A 17,069-nucleotide genomic window follows, 5' to 3' on the forward strand; every position below is an offset into this window, starting at 1 on the left:
ATTAAAATAGTCGGCCCCACGATGGCACAGAATTAGTGTGCTGTTCTTAAAACACACATATGGCAAACAATCAAGCTAATGAAAAGCCTGCCGGCAAACAACAGGATGAAGCACTCAAAAAAGAGCACATAAATAAGCAGGGAAAGAAAGAAGACACAAGCAATATCTACCTGGAGCCTGAAGAGGATAATACGCTTCAGACTCCGGAAGAATTTGCAAAAGATAAAGGAAAGATACCAGGTGAGGAAGATGAAAAATAATCCTGTTACTCCGCCCAGCTCATCACATATTTTCCGTCTTCTATTCCGAGTGCATCCTGTGTGATCTGCAAAGGGTGGAACGTGTCTACCATAACGGCCAGTTCCTTTGTTTCCTTTGCCCCAATGCTCTTCTGAACCGCGCCGGGATGCGGTCCATGCGGAATACCACCCGGGTGCAGGGTGATCATTCCCCTTGTCACGTGCTTACGGCTCATGAAATCGCCATCCACATAATACAATACTTCATCACTGTCTATATTGCTGTGATTGTAGGGCGCAGGAATAGACTCCGGATGATAGTCGAACAAACGCGGACAAAAAGAGCAAACCACAAAGTTATGTCCTTCAAAAGTCTGATGCACCGGCGGCGGCTGATGTACCCGTCCTGTGATCGGTTCAAAGTCATGAATGGAAAAGGCGAAAGGATATTCATATCCGTCCCAGCCTACCACATCAAACGGATGATGTGCATAGTGAATAGGATACATCATGCCCTTCTTTTTGATGCGGATCAGGAAATCGCCCGCTTCATCAATAGTCTCCAGGTTCTGCGGCTGCCTGATATCGCGCTCGCAATAAGGCGCATGTTCCAGTAATTGTCCGTACTGACTAAGATAACGTTTCGGATAACGGATAGGACTGAATGATTCAACAATGAACAGGCGGTTCTCCGTACCCGTAAATTTCATCTGGTAAATTGTACCCCGGGGCACCTGCAGATAATCACCATAACCAAAAGGCAATTGCCCGTATTGCGTATGTAAGACGCCGGAGCCTTCATGTACAAATATCAGCTCATCAGCATCTGCATTCTTGTAGAAATAGTCCGTCATACTCTGCCGTGGAGCAGCCAGCACAATATGACAATCGCTGTTCACCAGCATCGGTTTCCTGCTTTGCACATAATCATCTTCCGGTTGAATATTGAATCCCTGAAAACTGCGGTGCTTCAGCATCTTCTCTTCAGCCACGCGTGGCGCAACATTATATGGCTCATCCACCTTCACGATCTCTGTTGGAGGATGACAATGATATAACAAGGTAGAGTTCGACGAAAATCCTTCCGTAGAAAATAGCTGTTCGGAATAAAGTGTACCGTCGGGCTTGCGGAACTGTGTATGACGTTTGTGAGGGACGTTTCCCAATTTATGATAATGCGGCATGATGGATGGTTTTTCAGCCTCCTGCCTTCCGGCAAGAGACAGTGGAATATCAATGACAATTTTATGACAATAAAATACGACAGGGAAGCTGTCGGACGAAATATCCGTACCTGTCATCTGGTAGATCAGTTGTAAAAGGAAGTGAGTAACCCCTTACCGGGACAACCAGATAAGGAACGGAGACCGGGAAACAAGGCCTATCGGCTTACAATGCCCTCCAGCAGGAAGCAATACTTCCAGCGGCGCTTGTCTATATGATATGTGAAATTGCGGAAATAAGGCATGAATTAACGTGGTTAAGGCAAATGTAAGGAATAGGATCGAAATTGCCCTAAAAGGGGCATAAAGGGCTTAAAATCAAGCACTGCGTTCGGTATACCTGTGATCCCCCACTATCCATTCAGGTATAAATGTGATGAAGTCAAGTCCACCTTGAAGGCATATCAAAGGCATATCAAAGGCATGTCAAAGGCATGGTAAGACATGGTAAAGACACATGACAACAATAATCCCTCATCGCCCTGATAAGCAGTCCTTAATTTACTACAGAGGGAGAGCGGAAGTAGCACCGGTTTCAGATGGGAATGGCGGGCCTTCGGCTCTCCGGCGACACGACGGGTGCAGTCAAATCCACATCCCACCCCTATTCGCTTGACAACGCCCAATAGCCATCCAGAGAGGCGCCGACCGACATCCCATACTGAAACCGAAGCTACTTAGCGTGAATAATCGACAACACCCGACAGCCATCGCATAACAAAACCGAAGGCATCTTAAGGATATGTATTCGCCAGGAATCCGGTGGAGTCTATAACCTATCGGCTCTCTACTATAGCGTTACAGCCACTATTCTATAGCCTGGGCTATAGAATAGCAGGCGTAACGCAGGACTATAGCACCTATAGCTATACATCGGTACCGAATTGGCACCGAAGTCGGATACTATTTATACCCCTGCAACCCCACAACACCCCTTCCCCCTTGAAAATCAATAAACTTGTCCTGCCCCGCTCGTTATGAGCAATTTTTCACAATTTTCCCCACCAAAATTTAAATAATTTCAAAACTTTGACAATTCATTTGTTAATCCGGAAGTAATTCCAGACTTTTGTTAGCGAAAAGTAAATTCATAATAGTGCTACCAATAGTTACATACTTCACATCTGCATCTCGCACCATCTCCGGCGCGGGTATCAGCACTATTACAATTACATCTATTACAACCCCGGTGCGGGGTTAATATTCACATATCATCCAACGACCACCCAGGTGGTACTCCCGGTAAGGGGACAGGACTTTTTACGTATCAACATCTTCAGACATGCAAGTATTAAAATTCGGCGGAACTTCCATGGGAAGCGCCCAATCCATAGAACAGGTTTGTAATATCATACAACACAAAAAGCCTAACGGGCGTTTTTCCATTGTTGCCTCTGCCATGAGTGGCATTACCGATAAGCTGATCCAATGCGGACAGCTCGCCGGACAAGGACAGGAACAATACAGGACCGTACTACAGGAGATTGAGAACAAACACCTGGATACTATCCGCACCTTATTCCCCATTACCGTACAAAGTGGTATCATCAGCCAGGTAAAGAAACGCATCAACACCCTCGAAACCCTCTGTGATGGTATCTTCCAGGTAGGTGAACTGAGTGCCCGCTCATTGGATAAGATCATGAGCTTCGGAGAACTCGTTTCCTCTTACCTGCTCGCAGAAAAGCTGAAAGCAAGCGGTCTGAATGCGGTATGGAAAGATAGCCGTGAACTGATCGTTACTGATAATAATTTTGGCAACGCAGCAGTCAACTTCCTCGCTACTAACCATCAGACTACACAATACTACCAGCAGCTGAATGCCGATTTCGTGGTACTACCCGGTTTCGTTGCAGCAACTGCCGATGGTGAAACGACTACTCTTGGCCGCGGAGGCTCCGATTATACTGCTGCCATCATCGCGGCAGCGCTGCATGCAGAAGTGCTGGATATATGGACTGACGTAAGTGGTATGATGACCGCAGATCCGAGGATGGTATCACAGGCAATTCCTATCCCGCATATCTCTTATGAAGAAGCGATGGAACTGTCTCACTTCGGGGCCAAAGTGATCTACCCGCCTACCATACAGCCGGTGATGGATAAACGTATTCCTATCTGGATCAAGAACACCTTTGCACCGGACGATTACGGTACCCTTATCCATTCGCAGGATGGCAATGGCCGTACTTATCCCGTAACTGGTATCAGCGGTATCCAGAAGATAGCCCTGCTTACCCTTGAAGGTAGCGGTATGGTGGGTATCCCGGGTTTCTCAAAAAGACTGTTCGAAGCATTGCTGACCGAACGTGTGAACGTGATACTCATCACCCAGAGCTCTTCAGAACACTCTATCACCGTAGGTATCCATGAAGCAGATATGCTGAAGGCAAAGACTGCGGTAGACAGTGAATTCTCTCAGGAGATACTGGAAAAGCGCATAGAACCACTCATCGTGGAAAGAGATATGAGCATCGTAGCTGTTGTAGGCGATAAGATGAAGAACCATCATGGCACCAGTGGTAAACTCTTTGCTGCACTGGGTCGTAATGGTGTGAACGTCCGCGCTATAGCACAGGGTTCTACCGAAAAGAACATCTCTGCAGTGATCAATAAAGCCGATGTAAAAAAAGCACTGAACGTAATACATGAAGCCTTCTTCGAAGAACCGCTGAAACAGGTGAATGTATTCATCGCAGGTGTGGGTAATGTAGGCAGCAAACTGCTCGAACAACTGGACCAGCAGCATAAGTTCCTGATGAACGAACTCGGTCTGCACGTACGTGTAACCGGTATCGCCAACAGTAAAAAAATGGCGTTCGGCCATGAAGCGATCAACCTGGCTGAATGGAAGACACTCCTGGAAGCAGGTGAAGCCTCCGACATGGTGGCCTTCGCACAAAAAATAAAAGCACTCAACCTTCGTAACAGCGTATTTGTTGATAATACAGCCAGCCAGGAAGTAGCTGCAACTTATGGAGAGTTCCTGCAGCATGGTATTTCCGTGGTGACCTGCAACAAGATCGCCTGCTCTTCAGACTATGCCTATTATAAAAGCCTGAAAGACCTGGCGCGTAAATACAACGCTTCCTTCCTGTTCGAAACCAATGTGGGTGCTGGTTTACCGGTGATCAACACACTGAATGACCTGATCCGCAGCGGTGATAAAGTGAACAGTATCGAAGCCGTGTTGAGTGGTAGTCTGAACTTTGTGTTCAACAATTTCGTGAACGGCGCCAGCTTCCGCGAGGTAGTGAAAGCTGCACAGGACGAAGGTTATACAGAACCAGATCCACGTATTGACCTCAGTGGTGTGGATGTAATGCGTAAGATCCTGATCCTGGCACGTGAAAGCGGTGCGAAGATGGAACTGAATGATATCACCAATCATTCCTTCCTGCCGGTAGAAGCATTGGAAGCGCCTTCAGTGGATGCTTTCTATGAGCAACTGGATGTACATGCCGGTCATTTCCTGGCGTTGCGCGAAAAGGCAGACGCAGAAGGTAAACGACTGAAGTTCGTAGCCCGCTATGAAAATGGAAAAGCGTCTGTAGGCTTACAGTCTATCGCGCCGGATCATCCGTTCTTCAAGCTGGAAGGAAAAGACAATATCGTACTCTATACCACCAACCGCTATGCGGAACAACCACTGATCGTAAAAGGCGCCGGTGCGGGGGCAGATGTAACGGCTTCCGGTATATTTGCTGATATCATCAGATCAGCCAGATAAACCGTATATCAGTAACGTATATCTTAAATTTTGATTCCTCATGGGAAATGACTGTATAAAAGTATTCGCCCCTGCTACTGTTGCCAATGTAGCCTGCGGCTTTGACGTGATCGGACTGGCCATGGATGCTCCCGGCGATGAAATGATCATGCGGAAGAGTGATAAACCGGGCGTTACCATTACAGCCGTGCATGGCGCCTCTCTCTCTACGGATCCTGCCCAGAACGTATGTGGTGTTGCCATCCAGGCATTGCTGCAGAAGTACGGACAGCCCGATGCCGGAATAGAACTGGAACTTTTCAAGAATATCCCTCCCGGTAGCGGCATAGGCTCTTCTGCTGCCAGTTCAGCCGGCGCTGTAGTCGGCGCCAATCATCTGCTGGGCAATCCCTTTACGCCTAAACAGCTGGTACGTTTTGCGATGGAAGGTGAAAGACTGGCCAGCGGCGCAGCACATGCCGACAACGTAGCACCCGCCATACTTGGAGGCTTCACACTTGTAAGGAGTTACAAACCCCTGGACATTACCGGCCTGCATACGCCGTCAGAACTCTGGGTGACCGTTATACATCCGCAGATAGAAGTGAAAACTTCCGATGCCCGTGAGATCCTCAAACAAAAGGTGCTGATGACCGACGCTATCCGCCAGTGGGGTAACGTAGGCGCACTCGTTGCAGGGCTCTACCAGGAAAATTATGACTTGATCAGCCGCTCGCTCGAAGACGCCATCGTAGAGCCGGTACGCGCTATACTGATTCCAGCTTTCTATGAGCTGAAAGTAAAATGTAAGGAAGCCGGCGCACTGGGTGGTGGCATCTCCGGTTCTGGTCCCTCTGTCTTCATGCTGAGCAGAGGCGAAGAAAACGCCCGTAAGGTAGCCGCGATGATGGATACTGTCTACGCCCCGCTGGGCGTGGATTACAAGATCCATGTATCGAAAATAAATACGGAAGGTGTGAAAATTACAAAAGCGTAAAATCTAATGAAATATTTCAGTTTACAGAATAAACAACATATTGTCTCTTTCGAGGATGCAGTAGTACAAGGGCTTGCGCCGGATAAGGGGTTATATTTCCCGGAGCGCATTCCCGCTTTTGAAAAGGATTTTATCGATAACATCGAAAAACAACAGGATCTTGATATAGCCTACACTGCCATCCGGCCTTTCGTAGGTGATGAAATACCGGAAGCTACCCTTCGTCAGATCATTGCAGATACCCTGAGTTTTCCTTTTCCCGTACAAAAGGTGGCAGGCGATATCTATGCACTGGAATTGTTCCATGGTCCTACCCTGGCTTTCAAAGACGTAGGCGCCCGCTTCATGGCCGGCTGCCTGGGTTATTTCAGAAGGAATGATAGTCGTCCGGTAACAGTTCTCGTGGCTACCTCCGGCGATACCGGCGGTGCAGTGGCACACGGTTTCTACAATGTACCCGGCGTTCGTGTAGTGATCCTCTACCCTTCCGGCAAGGTGAGCACCCTGCAGGAAAAACAGCTGACCACCCTGAACGGTAATATCACCGCACTTGAAATAGCTGGTACCTTTGACGATTGCCAGCGTATGGTGAAAACCGCCTTCCTGGATGCAGAACTGCAGGCGCACTGCCTGCTCACCAGCGCCAACTCCATCAACGTAGCCCGCTGGTTGCCCCAGATGTTCTACTACCTGCTGGCATGGAAACAGCTGAAGACAAACTATCCCAACGTTGTGTTCTCTGTACCCAGCGGCAACTTCGGTAATATCTGCGCCGGTATGATGGCCGCAGCAATGGGACTGCCTGTAAAACATTTCGTGGCAAGTACCAACGTCAACGATACCGTTCCCAGGTTTATGCAGACAGGTCAGTATGCCCCCGGACAGGCAACACCAACGTTATCCAATGCAATGGACGTTGCAGATCCTAGCAACTTTGTTCGTATACTGGAGCTGTTCGCCAATAGCCTGCCGGCGCTGAAGGAAAAGCTGACCTCGATCTCTTTCGACGATAAAGCTACCGCCGCCACCATGGAACAAGTATGGAAGGAACACCAGTATATGCTGGACCCTCATGGCGCCGTAGGTTACCTGGGTCTTCAGCAATACCTGCAGCAGGCAGGCGCAGCAAACAATACGGCCGGCGTATTCCTGGAAACAGCGCATCCGGTAAAGTTTGCCGATACTGCACCTGCTTCCCTGCAGGACAAGATCGTTACTCCGGAAAGAGTACAATCCCTCTATTCTCTCGAAAAGAAAGCTGTACAGCTTCCAAATGACTATAAAGCCCTGAAAGATTGGCTGACTGCCAATTGATCCGGCATGCAATCCACACAGAATGGCTGGCCTTTTGGTCGGCCATTTTTTTTCAATGCCCTCAATCAGCAACACCTAACTCCAAAAGGTCGAGCATTTTTTATATTATTGTCTTATGAAATACCTGTTCTTTTTATCATTATCAATTCCCTTTTTCTTTTCCTGCCAGTCCGGCAAGCCGGAAGAGCAGACCACCCATAATGATGCCGACTCGTCCCTCTACGCTCCTTTGGTGCTCCCTTTAACGGACTCCATCGCGCAATTCCCGAACGATGAAGCCCTTTATTTCCGCCGGGCCCTGCTCCTCTTCAATACCGACCCGTTACTGGCGCAGAAGGACTTTGAAAAGGCAGCACAGCTTAAACCAGACGTTACCGACTTCTGGGCAGGCGCAGGCGAAGCAGCACTGGTACTGAAAGACTATTCCCGTTCTATCGCGCATTTTAAAAGGGCGCTGCAGACTGCTCCGGGATATCCCTACCTGCTGTACCAGCTGGCCACCGCCATGATAGAAGACAAACAATACAAATCGGCCGACAGCGTAGCGTCCATACTTGGACAATCGGAAGGTACGCACGATAAAGCCTTTTATCTGAAAGCCCGTATTGCCGAAGATAACAAGGACACTGCCCTGGCTATCAGTCACCTGACCACAGCCATCGATAAAGCCGGTTTACAGAGCGATTACGGCGCTGTAATGGAGCTGGGCGACCTACTTTCCATCCGGCGCTCACCAGCCGCTGTAAAGTACTATAAACTGGCAGCACGTTTAGACTCCGTCAACTCAGAACCACTGGTGTCATTGGCACAGTACTATGAAGAGACCGGCAACTATACAGAAGCGATCGCCACCTACAACAGCAGTATCACTACAGACCCGGACGACGACAGGGCTTACCTCGCGTTAGGCAGGATCAACATGCGGAAAAAGGAATGGAAGGAAGCGTTCCGCTATTTCGATCTGGCGGCCAAAGCCTCTCCCGCCAATGCAGAAGCCTATTACTACCGTGCACAGTGCCATGAAAATTTAGGACGCAGGGAAGATGCTATAGACGACTATGTGAAGGCGCTCACCTTTAAAAAAGATTATCCTGAAGCAAAAGCAGCACTGGACAAACTAAAAAAATAACAGCTATATTCGTAAACAACTTTAAATGCGTGGCTTTGGAAAACAGAAACACTTTTGTCGCACCGTCCCTGCTGGCATCCAATTTCCTGGAATTGGGTAAGGAAGTAGAAATGTTAAATCGCAGTGAAGCTGACTGGTTGCACCTTGACGTAATGGATGGCAGATTCGTACCGAATATCAGCTTTGGATTACCCGTTATATCACACATCAGAAAGGCCACCAAAAAGACCTGTGATGTGCATCTCATGATAGAAGAACCGGAGAAATATGCCGAAGACTTCAAAAAGGCCGGCGCAGATATCCTGACGGTTCACTATGAAGCCTGTACGCACCTTCACAGAAACATTCAGCAGATCAAAGGCCTTGGCATGAAAGCCGGTGTGGCATTGAATCCGCACACCCCTGTACACCTGCTGGAAAACATCATCAATGACATCGACCTCATACTGATCATGAGTGTCAACCCCGGTTTTGGCGGGCAGCACTTCATTCCTAAAAGTCTCGAAAAGATCCGTCAGACCCGCGACATGATCAATCACTATAAAGCGCATGCCCTCATCGAAGTAGATGGCGGCATCAACATCGAGAATGCATCCTCCATCCTCGACGCTGGCGCCAACGTCCTTGTAGCTGGCAGTACCGTCTTCGCATCAAAAGATCCCGAAGCAACTATCAGCGCTTTGAGGAAGGCGTAAAAATTTAGTGCTATTATTTTTTTCATTATCGCATTTTTCGTCGTCCCCTGGGTTATTGTCGGCCCGGGGTTGAAACGGTTGATTGTCGTTCCCGTTTATTGCCATCTCCGAGGGTGAACCGGTTTATTGTCGTTCCCGTTTATTCCATTCCGGGGTTGAAACGGTTGATTGTCGTTCCCGTTTATGCCATTCCGGGGTTGAACCGGTTTATTGTCGTTCCCGTTTATTCCATTCCGGGGTTGAAACGGTTTATTGTCGTTCCCGTTTAACGCCATCCCGGGTTGAACCGGTTTATTGTCGTTCCCGTTTATTCCATCCCGGGTTGAACCGATTGATTGTCGTTCCCATTTATTGCCATCCCAGGGTTGAAACGGTTGATCGCCGTTCCCATTTATTGCCATCCCAGGGTTGAAACGGTTGATTGCCGTTCCCGTTATTGCCATCCCGGGGTTGAAACGGTTGATTGTTGTTCCCGTTTTTTGCCATCCCCGGGGTTGAAACCCCGCGCTACAAACACCTGGACTCCTAGCAGAGTCCTATCGACGTTTTGTTGCCCGGTTGATTGCCGTCCCTGGGCTGTAGCCAGCGTTATAACATGCAGGGATAATCTCGCAATATTCCCAGGTTTTCAATTTGGTTTAGCTCTATCCATCTATTTACCTCTGCTTTTTCTAATCGTAGCCCACGTACTCTCTGTGACGCCCATACGCAGCAGGAGGATTATGCTGCCATAAAGAATTTAGCTGTCCTACTATCATTTTGGAGACCGTGCGCAGCGAGCGGCAGGTGGGAATCGCTGGCCTAAGTTGTTTGAAGTATGCTGACGCGCCGCTCCAGGGGTTTAATAAAGATCCAACTGCCAACCCGCCTTCCCAAGCTCAATAGTAAGCAACTTCAAAGAACTCAGCCAGTGATCCCAGCCTGCACCGCGAGCAAGAAGGTCAGCGCAGAAACTACCGTCAGCTTAAATAAAAAAAGAAGGTTTATAACGTCATAATGAATTTAGCAACAGAAACTACCGTCAGCCAGACAAAAATTCCGTGTTCCAACACGTACTAGTACAAAACACAAGAGGGCTGTACCCCCCGGTACAACCCTCTTATATCAAAGATATTCGCAGTCTCTCAGCTTGCCTGTAACTTCGTAATGATCTCGCTGGACAAAGGCTTAGTCAGATACCCTTTCACGAAAGAGTAATTATCTACTTTCTTACGGTCTTTATCATCAATAGACGACGTCAGCACAAAAATCCCAATCTGCTTCGCAAGATCCTTATAAAAGCCGGCATAATCATTCAGAAAATCCCATCCATCCATCACTGGCATATTAAGATCTAACAAGATCAGATCAGGCAATTGCTCCGGTTCGAAGGAGTACTGGCGCAGATAATCCAACACATCCTGCGCGTCCGAAAAGGCCCGCACATTCTCCCCAATCCCCTGTCGTTTGATCATAATGTTCGCGATCTGCTGATGTATCGGATCATCATCTACGATAAAAATCATGTTGTGCAATTGCATACAGGGATTTATTCTGTTTTAAAGGTAATAATAAATTTCGTACCCTGCCCCGGTGTACTTTCCGCCCGGATGCTTCCACCCATTGCCTCCACCTGCGTTTTGGTGATGAACAGGCCGATCCCTTTTGCGTCCTTATTCTTGTGAAACGTTTTCCGGAAACCGAACAGTTTATGTCCGAAGCGTTCCATATCAATTCCCAGGCCGTTATCTTCGGCTGTGAGAATAGTATGACCGTTCTCCTGCCAGCTCATGAAGTGAAGACAGGGCCGGCGTTCCTGCGTACGGTAACGGATGGCGTTGGTGATGAGGTTCTGCAGGATGCTGTCGAGGTACAGGCGCGGAAATTCCAGCATCGGGGCTGCGAAGCTGGTGGTCAGCTGGATACCGCTCTTTTCGATATCTGCAAACAACACATCTTTCACATATTGAAGTCGTTCGGAAAAGATCAGCGGCTCCCGCTCCATATCTACATTCTTACGGATCTGTACCACATCTACGAGGTCGTTCAAGGTCTCATCGATCTTAAATATTACTTCTTGTAGTAAGGACAGGTATTGCTCTTTTTCGTGTGGCAATGACGAGTCGTTGTGCATCTGCATCAGTGCCCTGAGATTGGCAATGGGTGCACGCAGGTTATGCGAAGTAATATGTGCAAAGTCTTCCAGTTGCTGATTCTGGTTAACGAGGCTTTTGTTCAGTTTACTCAGTTGTTTGTTAGCACGGAAAAGGTCTTTCTGCATGTTGCGGCTATCCGTTATATCACGGATAAAGACAGATACAGTACCATCCCTCATGGGAGTAATCAGGAACTCATACCATTTGTAACGGCGGGGAAAATAACTACTGAAAGACGCAGAAGTAGTACCTGCCAGTGCAGCTGAAAAGCGGGTTTTAAACGGCGTGGCATATCCCAGTTCCGGCATGATCTCAAAAATGTTCTCCCCCTGGAATATCTGTCTGCCGGCCATCTCTTCCGCCTTACGGTTGGCGAAGGATAAGGTACCATCTTTTTCCATTGTCGCATATCCCATATCTACCGCGTCAAAGAAGAGGTGCAGCTGTTCAGTGTTGCGCTGCAGCAGGTTGCGCATCTGCTGTTCCAGCTTCCTGTCGGTGATATCATTCACCAGTACGGCAACGATCTGTTGCTTATCCACCGGGTCTTTCAGGGGGAAGAGGGTCAGGTCCAGCCATACTTCACGGCTCTGCGCTGTCCAGCGACTGTCCTTGGAAAAGTCCAGCTGCCTTTCCACGCGGATCACTTTATTCCCGGTCATAACATCCTTAAAGAGCTTGTCCAGGCCATACAAGCGGGAAAAAGGATCGCTCATGATGTTAAAGGGAGCTTCTCCTTCTTCATATTCGTACTGGAAGAATTCACGTTGGGTATGATTAATACGGCGGATAAACCCAAAATGATCAAATTGAATATAGCCTATAGGCAGATGTTCTATGATCAGGTCCAGCAGGCGGGAGCTTTTCTCCAGGCGTCTGAACGCCAGTTGTTTCTCGGTGATGTCTCTCATCGCCAGCTGTAATGTAGTGATATCCCCCTGTTCGTCAGTCACAGCAAATACAGTGACCTCATAATACGAAGGCAATATCCGTACAACGCCGTTGGTCTCCTGTTCACGATATCCCAGCAACATTTCTTTCCTGGCGGATGCTTTGGTACGCAGTACCTCTTCAAACAGTTCGCAGAGACCGGTTTCCTGAAAGACAGGTTCCTCAAACAGGTTATATCCCGGCCTGGACATGGAGGGATCTATCGCTTCCCATATCTCCTGTTGCAGCTCGTTGGCACAGCAATGAATCCCCTCGGGAGTAAACTGTTGTAATCCGCAGGGTAAAGAGCGTAAAAGCGCATGACTATCCCCCGGCGGACGCCGGCTGGTGATATCTATACCTGTCAGCAGGAAATATTCCCCCGCAGCAGTAAGCTGCCACCGGACCCACTGACGGGTATGGCAATACATATCCACACAGGCATTTCTGCCCATTGTATAGAGATGACACAGCATAGGCCAGTTCACACCGGTACCTTTTCCTATGACGTCGTTAAAATGCAGACTACTTATGTCCCCTGCCGGATGAAATTCCCCCTCCGGTACCTCCAGCCATCCTGCTGCCCCCTGGTTGACATATACGAGGTAACCGTGCAGATCCAATAATATCGCTGGTATAACTTTCGACAGCGCATTACCCATTATGGCATTCATCATAGATCCCGAACGATAATCCCTTTAAAAATACTCAATATATGATTAAAAAAGACTATTCTTTATAACTATCTGACAGGACGACAGCTATTTATATTCCATAAGCACGTAATTTTGCGTTTTCCACAATGTGGATTTCAGTTTTTCGGCAAATGTTCAAGGATAGATATCTTTGGCATACAGTAACAGGACACAAACCATAAACATATTTAGCAATGAAAGTACTTGTTCCCGTAGAGCAATGAGAAAACCGGTAACGCAGAAATCACTCATTTTTTTACGGTTCCCATGGTATTGAAATGATGGCAGCGACAGCATACCGCAATCCTGACAGGGAACTCAGAACACCGCACAGGAAAAACGCTTTGGCGTGGTTATTGCCGCTCCTGGTATAGCGGCTGCTCTTCCTGGCGTGGTTTCTGCTCATATTTTCTCTGCCAGTTTTAGGAGTACCATTGGAAGGTGGCTGGCATATCTGCCATAGCAGAAAGATGGAACGCCTTCAAAAAACAAGGTTATAAACTATAGGTTTCTTAATGTAAGCTGTTTAAGGTAAATTGCTTTAACATCTTACACCAGGACACCTCAAACGATCTAAAATAAAATATCACTTGACAGAATCAATTATCAGCTTAGATAGTATTAACCCTATCGAGTTCTTCGGAGTTAACAATGGAAAACTTGATCTGCTGAAGAAAAAATTTCCGCTGTTAAAGATCCTCTCCCGCGGTACCCAGCTCAAACTCTCCGGCGCTCCGGAAGAAGTAGCTACTGCACAGGAAAAAATCGGACAAATCATTTCCTACCTCGAGCGTAACGGCAACCTCAGCGAAAATTATTTCGAACAGATCCTGGGCGATGAGGAAAAAGTGGACAACTTCAAAGACCGTAATTCTAACGAGATTCTGGTCTTCGGTCCTAACGGACGCAACGTAAAAGCCAGAACAGCCAACCAGAAGAAAATGGTAGCCCTGGCCGACAAAAACGATATCATCTTCGCCATAGGACCTGCCGGTACCGGTAAGACTTACACTGCTGTAGCACTGGCGGTGAGAGCGCTGAAAAACAAAGCGGTCAGAAAGATCATACTGACACGTCCTGCTGTGGAAGCAGGTGAAAACCTGGGTTTCCTGCCCGGCGACCTGAAGGAAAAGATCGACCCATACCTGCGCCCGCTGTACGACGCACTCGACGATATGATCCCTGCCGATAAGCTCAGCTATTTCATGACCAACCGTGTTATTGAGATCGCTCCCCTGGCGTATATGCGCGGACGTACGCTCGATAATGCATTTATCATCCTTGATGAGGCACAGAATGCAACAGACCTCCAGCTGAAAATGTTCCTGACACGTATCGGTTCGTCAGCGAAAGCCATTATTACAGGAGACCTGACGCAGATCGACCTCCCTAAGAATCAGAAATCAGGATTGGAAAAGGCCACCCGTATCCTCCGTCATGTGGATGGTATCGGCTACCTGCAACTGGATGAAGAGGATGTAGTAAGACATAGACTGGTAAAAGCCATCATACGCGCATATGATGCAGCAAAGGAAAGGGAGGAGCATTAACATTAACAATTCCTTAACAGTGTTTTAAGTATGTTCACGGCTTTAAAAGTAAACTGTTAAAAGTATTCCTTGCCTATACCGGTTTACAACAGGGAAACCAACAATTTTCAAAAACAGGTCTGGAACTTTAAATTTTACAACGCGCTGCCTGGCTGCTTTTTGTAATTTTCCACTTTCCTCCTATTTTTGTTAACTGTATTATAATAGAACATTTTTGCATGACCAGTTATCTGCGTATCCTCACCTTGGCAATATTATTCGGTACTGTACTTAGCAGTTGCAAAAAGCGTGCTTCCCCACAGGAAGTGGCATTGAATTTTATGCATGCAATACAGGAATCGAACTTTGACCTGGCAAGGGATTACGCAACCAAGGAATCGCAACAGGTAATACAGCTTTACTCGTTTTTTGATGCCCGCCGTAATGATTCAGAACGGGATAAGATCAAAAAAGCCGGTATCAAGGTAATTGAGACAGAAGAAAACGGCGACAAGGCAACAGTAACTGTCCTGAATTCTTCTTCACAACAAAAGGAAAGACTACAACTGGTTAAGGAAAACGGCCGCTGGAAAATATCTCTCACTTTCGAAAGTATTATTCCAAACTATCTGCCGCCGGCAAGCGCACCATTGGATTCTACCAATATGCCGCCTCAGGATTCTATGTCTCCACTCCCGGTTAAATAAAATATTACGATTACTCGAATCTGTATAATTTTGTGTCTATTACGAAATTACAGTTGAGTTCCTTATTTTTGCGACGCGCCAGCAAACTTTTATTCTAAATTCCACATTAGCATACGGTAAGACAGTTGTCAAGGTCCCGAAAAACGACTTTGCGCTGTTATATCTTTGCAATGCGGAATAAATGCAGGCACACCAAAATACTAATAAACGAAAAAACAAGTTTGATGATGACGACGAACAATCCCTGGCATAGTGTCAGCACAGGATCTGAAGCGCCTAAAATAGTGAATGCTATTATTGAAATTCCTAAAGGCTGTCGCGCCAAATATGAGCTGGACAAAGAAAGTGGTCTGCTCAAGCTCGACAGGGTACTGTACTCTTCCGTATACTACCCGGCTAACTACGGTTTTATTCCAAAGACCTACTGTGATGACCATGACCCACTGGATATCCTCATCCTCTCCCAGGTAGACGTTGTTCCTATGTGTATCATGGAAGCCAAAGTGATCGGTGTAATGCAGATGATCGACAACGGCGAGGCTGACGACAAGATCATTGCTGTAGCTGCTAACGATATGAGCGTTGCACACATCAACGATATCACAGAACTGCCTCCTCACTTCACTGCTGAGATCCGTCACTTCTTTGAAGAATATAAGAGACTGGAGCACAAAACAGTAAAAGTGTCTGAGTTCCAGAACAAAGCAGTAGCTGAACGCATTATACTGGAAAGCATCGAGTTCTATAACAAGACCTTCGGCGACAAATAATTCAATGACTGGTAGCTTAGCCGCTGCCAGTCTTCAAAAAAATATCCCATAGCTACAGTACCTTTGCGGTCACTATTGCTATGGGATTTTCTTTAATTATCTATTTTGTCTTATCAGTTTCTCCTACCCACCGTTCTGAGCCCGGATAACTAAAAGCGTCCGTCACACAGGCCGTCTTTCCTTGTCAGAAGAATCTTTTAATAATGCGCAACTTGTGCGTTCTTACACCCGTATCAGTATTAGTAATTCCCTGGTTGTCAATCGGGTCTACCCGCACCTTTCCTGATGAATGAATGATCTCATGATCGTTCAGCAATATGCCCACGTGCGTAATACGCCCCTCTGCATTATCGAAGAACGCCAGGTCGCCCAGACGCGCTTCCTGCAGAAAATCGACCGTCTCGCCCTGTGTAGCCTGCTGGTAAGCATCCCTCAACAGATCAATACCCAATGTCTTATATACCGTCTGCGTAAAACCGGAACAATCCACTCCAAACACAGACTTGCCTCCCCAGAGGTATGCTGTATTCAGGTAGAGGAAGGCCGCATCTGTCAGTGCAGCTGTATCTACAGTATCCGCTTTGCCTGTTGCCGCCAGCTTTTCCTCAAATTGTACCGCCGCCTTTCCCCAGTTTGTAACAGGCTCTGTTCCAGCCTTTACCGTGCATCCGAAAGGCACATACATAGGCTTGCCATTCAGCAGCACCTTGTTCACCCAACCAGTCGTATAATGGGTATAAGGAGCGTTGAACAATTGCTCATCAATGATTTCCAGATGATTAAAAGTAGCCCATCCTTCATACCCGTCAAACTGGCATTTTACTTTCACCCAACCATCATTTCCCGTAATAATAATTTCACTGCATTCACCCCACAAGGCTTGTGAGATAATTTCACTTTTGTGAGATGGTTCTGCCCGTAATGGCATCACCGGTACAACAGTAATCGCGTATGGCATATTAATTGTCTAAAATAATTATATGTCAAAGACAACAAA

At 47.3% G+C, this 17,069-nt stretch carries 14 protein-coding genes; 9 read left to right on the top strand and 5 right to left on the bottom strand.

Features of this window, described 5'->3' with window-relative positions; translation table 11 throughout:
* The first annotated feature begins 59 nt into the window (after positions 1-59).
* The gene (locus tag L3C95_RS15070) at positions 60-260 is read left to right on the top strand and encodes a hypothetical protein (protein WP_236388811.1); all 201 of its coding nucleotides are present in this window, start codon (positions 60-62) and stop codon (positions 258-260) included.
* A 5-nt stretch (positions 261-265) separates the two neighbouring features.
* On the opposite strand, the gene L3C95_RS15075 is transcribed toward L3C95_RS15070, so the two are convergent.
* Positions 266-1,540, bottom strand: coding sequence for a homogentisate 1,2-dioxygenase (locus L3C95_RS15075; RefSeq protein ID WP_236388813.1), 1,275 nt, complete (start codon positions 1,538-1,540; stop codon positions 266-268).
* 1,204 nt (positions 1,541-2,744) lie between these two features.
* Between L3C95_RS15075 and thrA the strand changes: the two genes are divergently transcribed.
* The 5 genes from thrA (at position 2,745) to rpe (ending at position 9,306) form a co-directional block, all read left to right on the top strand.
* Positions 2,745-5,192 (top strand): bifunctional aspartate kinase/homoserine dehydrogenase I, encoded by a 2,448-nt coding sequence (gene thrA, locus L3C95_RS15080; protein WP_236388815.1) that lies wholly within the window; start codon positions 2,745-2,747, stop codon positions 5,190-5,192.
* Between the two features lie 40 nt (positions 5,193-5,232).
* Positions 5,233-6,168 (top strand): homoserine kinase, encoded by a 936-nt coding sequence (locus L3C95_RS15085; protein WP_236388817.1) that lies wholly within the window; start codon positions 5,233-5,235, stop codon positions 6,166-6,168.
* 6 nt (positions 6,169-6,174) lie between these two features.
* A complete protein-coding gene (gene thrC, locus L3C95_RS15090; protein ID WP_236388819.1) occupies positions 6,175-7,482 on the top strand; it encodes a threonine synthase in 1,308 nt (435 codons plus the stop codon).
* Positions 7,483-7,597: 115 nt separating this feature from the next.
* Positions 7,598-8,611, top strand: a complete 1,014-nt coding sequence (locus L3C95_RS15095) for a tetratricopeptide repeat protein (protein WP_236388820.1) — start codon at positions 7,598-7,600, stop codon at positions 8,609-8,611.
* A 29-nt stretch (positions 8,612-8,640) separates the two neighbouring features.
* Entirely contained in the window at positions 8,641-9,306 is a 666-nt protein-coding gene (gene rpe / locus L3C95_RS15100) for a ribulose-phosphate 3-epimerase (RefSeq protein ID WP_317207690.1), read from the top strand.
* Positions 9,307-10,430: 1,124 nt separating this feature from the next.
* On the opposite strand, the gene L3C95_RS15105 is transcribed toward rpe, so the two are convergent.
* The 3 genes from L3C95_RS15105 to L3C95_RS15115 all read right to left on the bottom strand — a co-directional run bounded on the left by L3C95_RS15105 (position 10,431) and on the right by L3C95_RS15115 (position 13,472).
* Positions 10,431-10,811, bottom strand: a complete 381-nt coding sequence (locus L3C95_RS15105; protein ID WP_176842524.1) for a response regulator — start codon at positions 10,809-10,811, stop codon at positions 10,431-10,433.
* Between the two features lie 23 nt (positions 10,812-10,834).
* Positions 10,835-13,048: a sensor histidine kinase gene (locus tag L3C95_RS15110; protein WP_236388822.1), complete on the bottom strand. Its 2,214-nt coding sequence runs from the start codon at positions 13,046-13,048 to the stop codon at positions 10,835-10,837.
* A 274-nt stretch (positions 13,049-13,322) separates the two neighbouring features.
* Positions 13,323-13,472, bottom strand: coding sequence for a hypothetical protein (locus L3C95_RS15115; protein ID WP_236388823.1), 150 nt, complete (start codon positions 13,470-13,472; stop codon positions 13,323-13,325).
* A 184-nt stretch (positions 13,473-13,656) separates the two neighbouring features.
* On the opposite strand from L3C95_RS15115, the gene L3C95_RS15120 reads away from it, so the two are divergent.
* The 3 genes from L3C95_RS15120 to L3C95_RS15130 all read left to right on the top strand — a co-directional run bounded on the left by L3C95_RS15120 (position 13,657) and on the right by L3C95_RS15130 (position 16,072).
* Positions 13,657-14,616 (top strand): PhoH family protein, encoded by a 960-nt coding sequence (locus L3C95_RS15120; RefSeq protein WP_110054445.1) that lies wholly within the window; start codon positions 13,657-13,659, stop codon positions 14,614-14,616.
* Positions 14,617-14,834: 218 nt separating this feature from the next.
* The gene (locus tag L3C95_RS15125) at positions 14,835-15,302 is read left to right on the top strand and encodes a DUF4878 domain-containing protein (RefSeq protein ID WP_236388824.1); all 468 of its coding nucleotides are present in this window, start codon (positions 14,835-14,837) and stop codon (positions 15,300-15,302) included.
* 224 nt (positions 15,303-15,526) lie between these two features.
* Positions 15,527-16,072: an inorganic diphosphatase gene (locus tag L3C95_RS15130; RefSeq protein ID WP_089839101.1), complete on the top strand. Its 546-nt coding sequence runs from the start codon at positions 15,527-15,529 to the stop codon at positions 16,070-16,072.
* A gap of 184 nt (positions 16,073-16,256) precedes the next feature.
* Here L3C95_RS15130 and L3C95_RS15135 read toward each other — a convergent pair whose 3' ends face one another.
* Positions 16,257-17,030, bottom strand: coding sequence for a C40 family peptidase (locus L3C95_RS15135; protein WP_236388825.1), 774 nt, complete (start codon positions 17,028-17,030; stop codon positions 16,257-16,259).
* Between the last annotated feature and the right edge of the window lie 39 nt (positions 17,031-17,069).

Origin of the sequence: Chitinophaga filiformis (assembly GCF_021646545.1) — a bacterium.
Classification (GTDB): Bacteria; Bacteroidota; Bacteroidia; order Chitinophagales; family Chitinophagaceae; genus Chitinophaga; species Chitinophaga filiformis_A.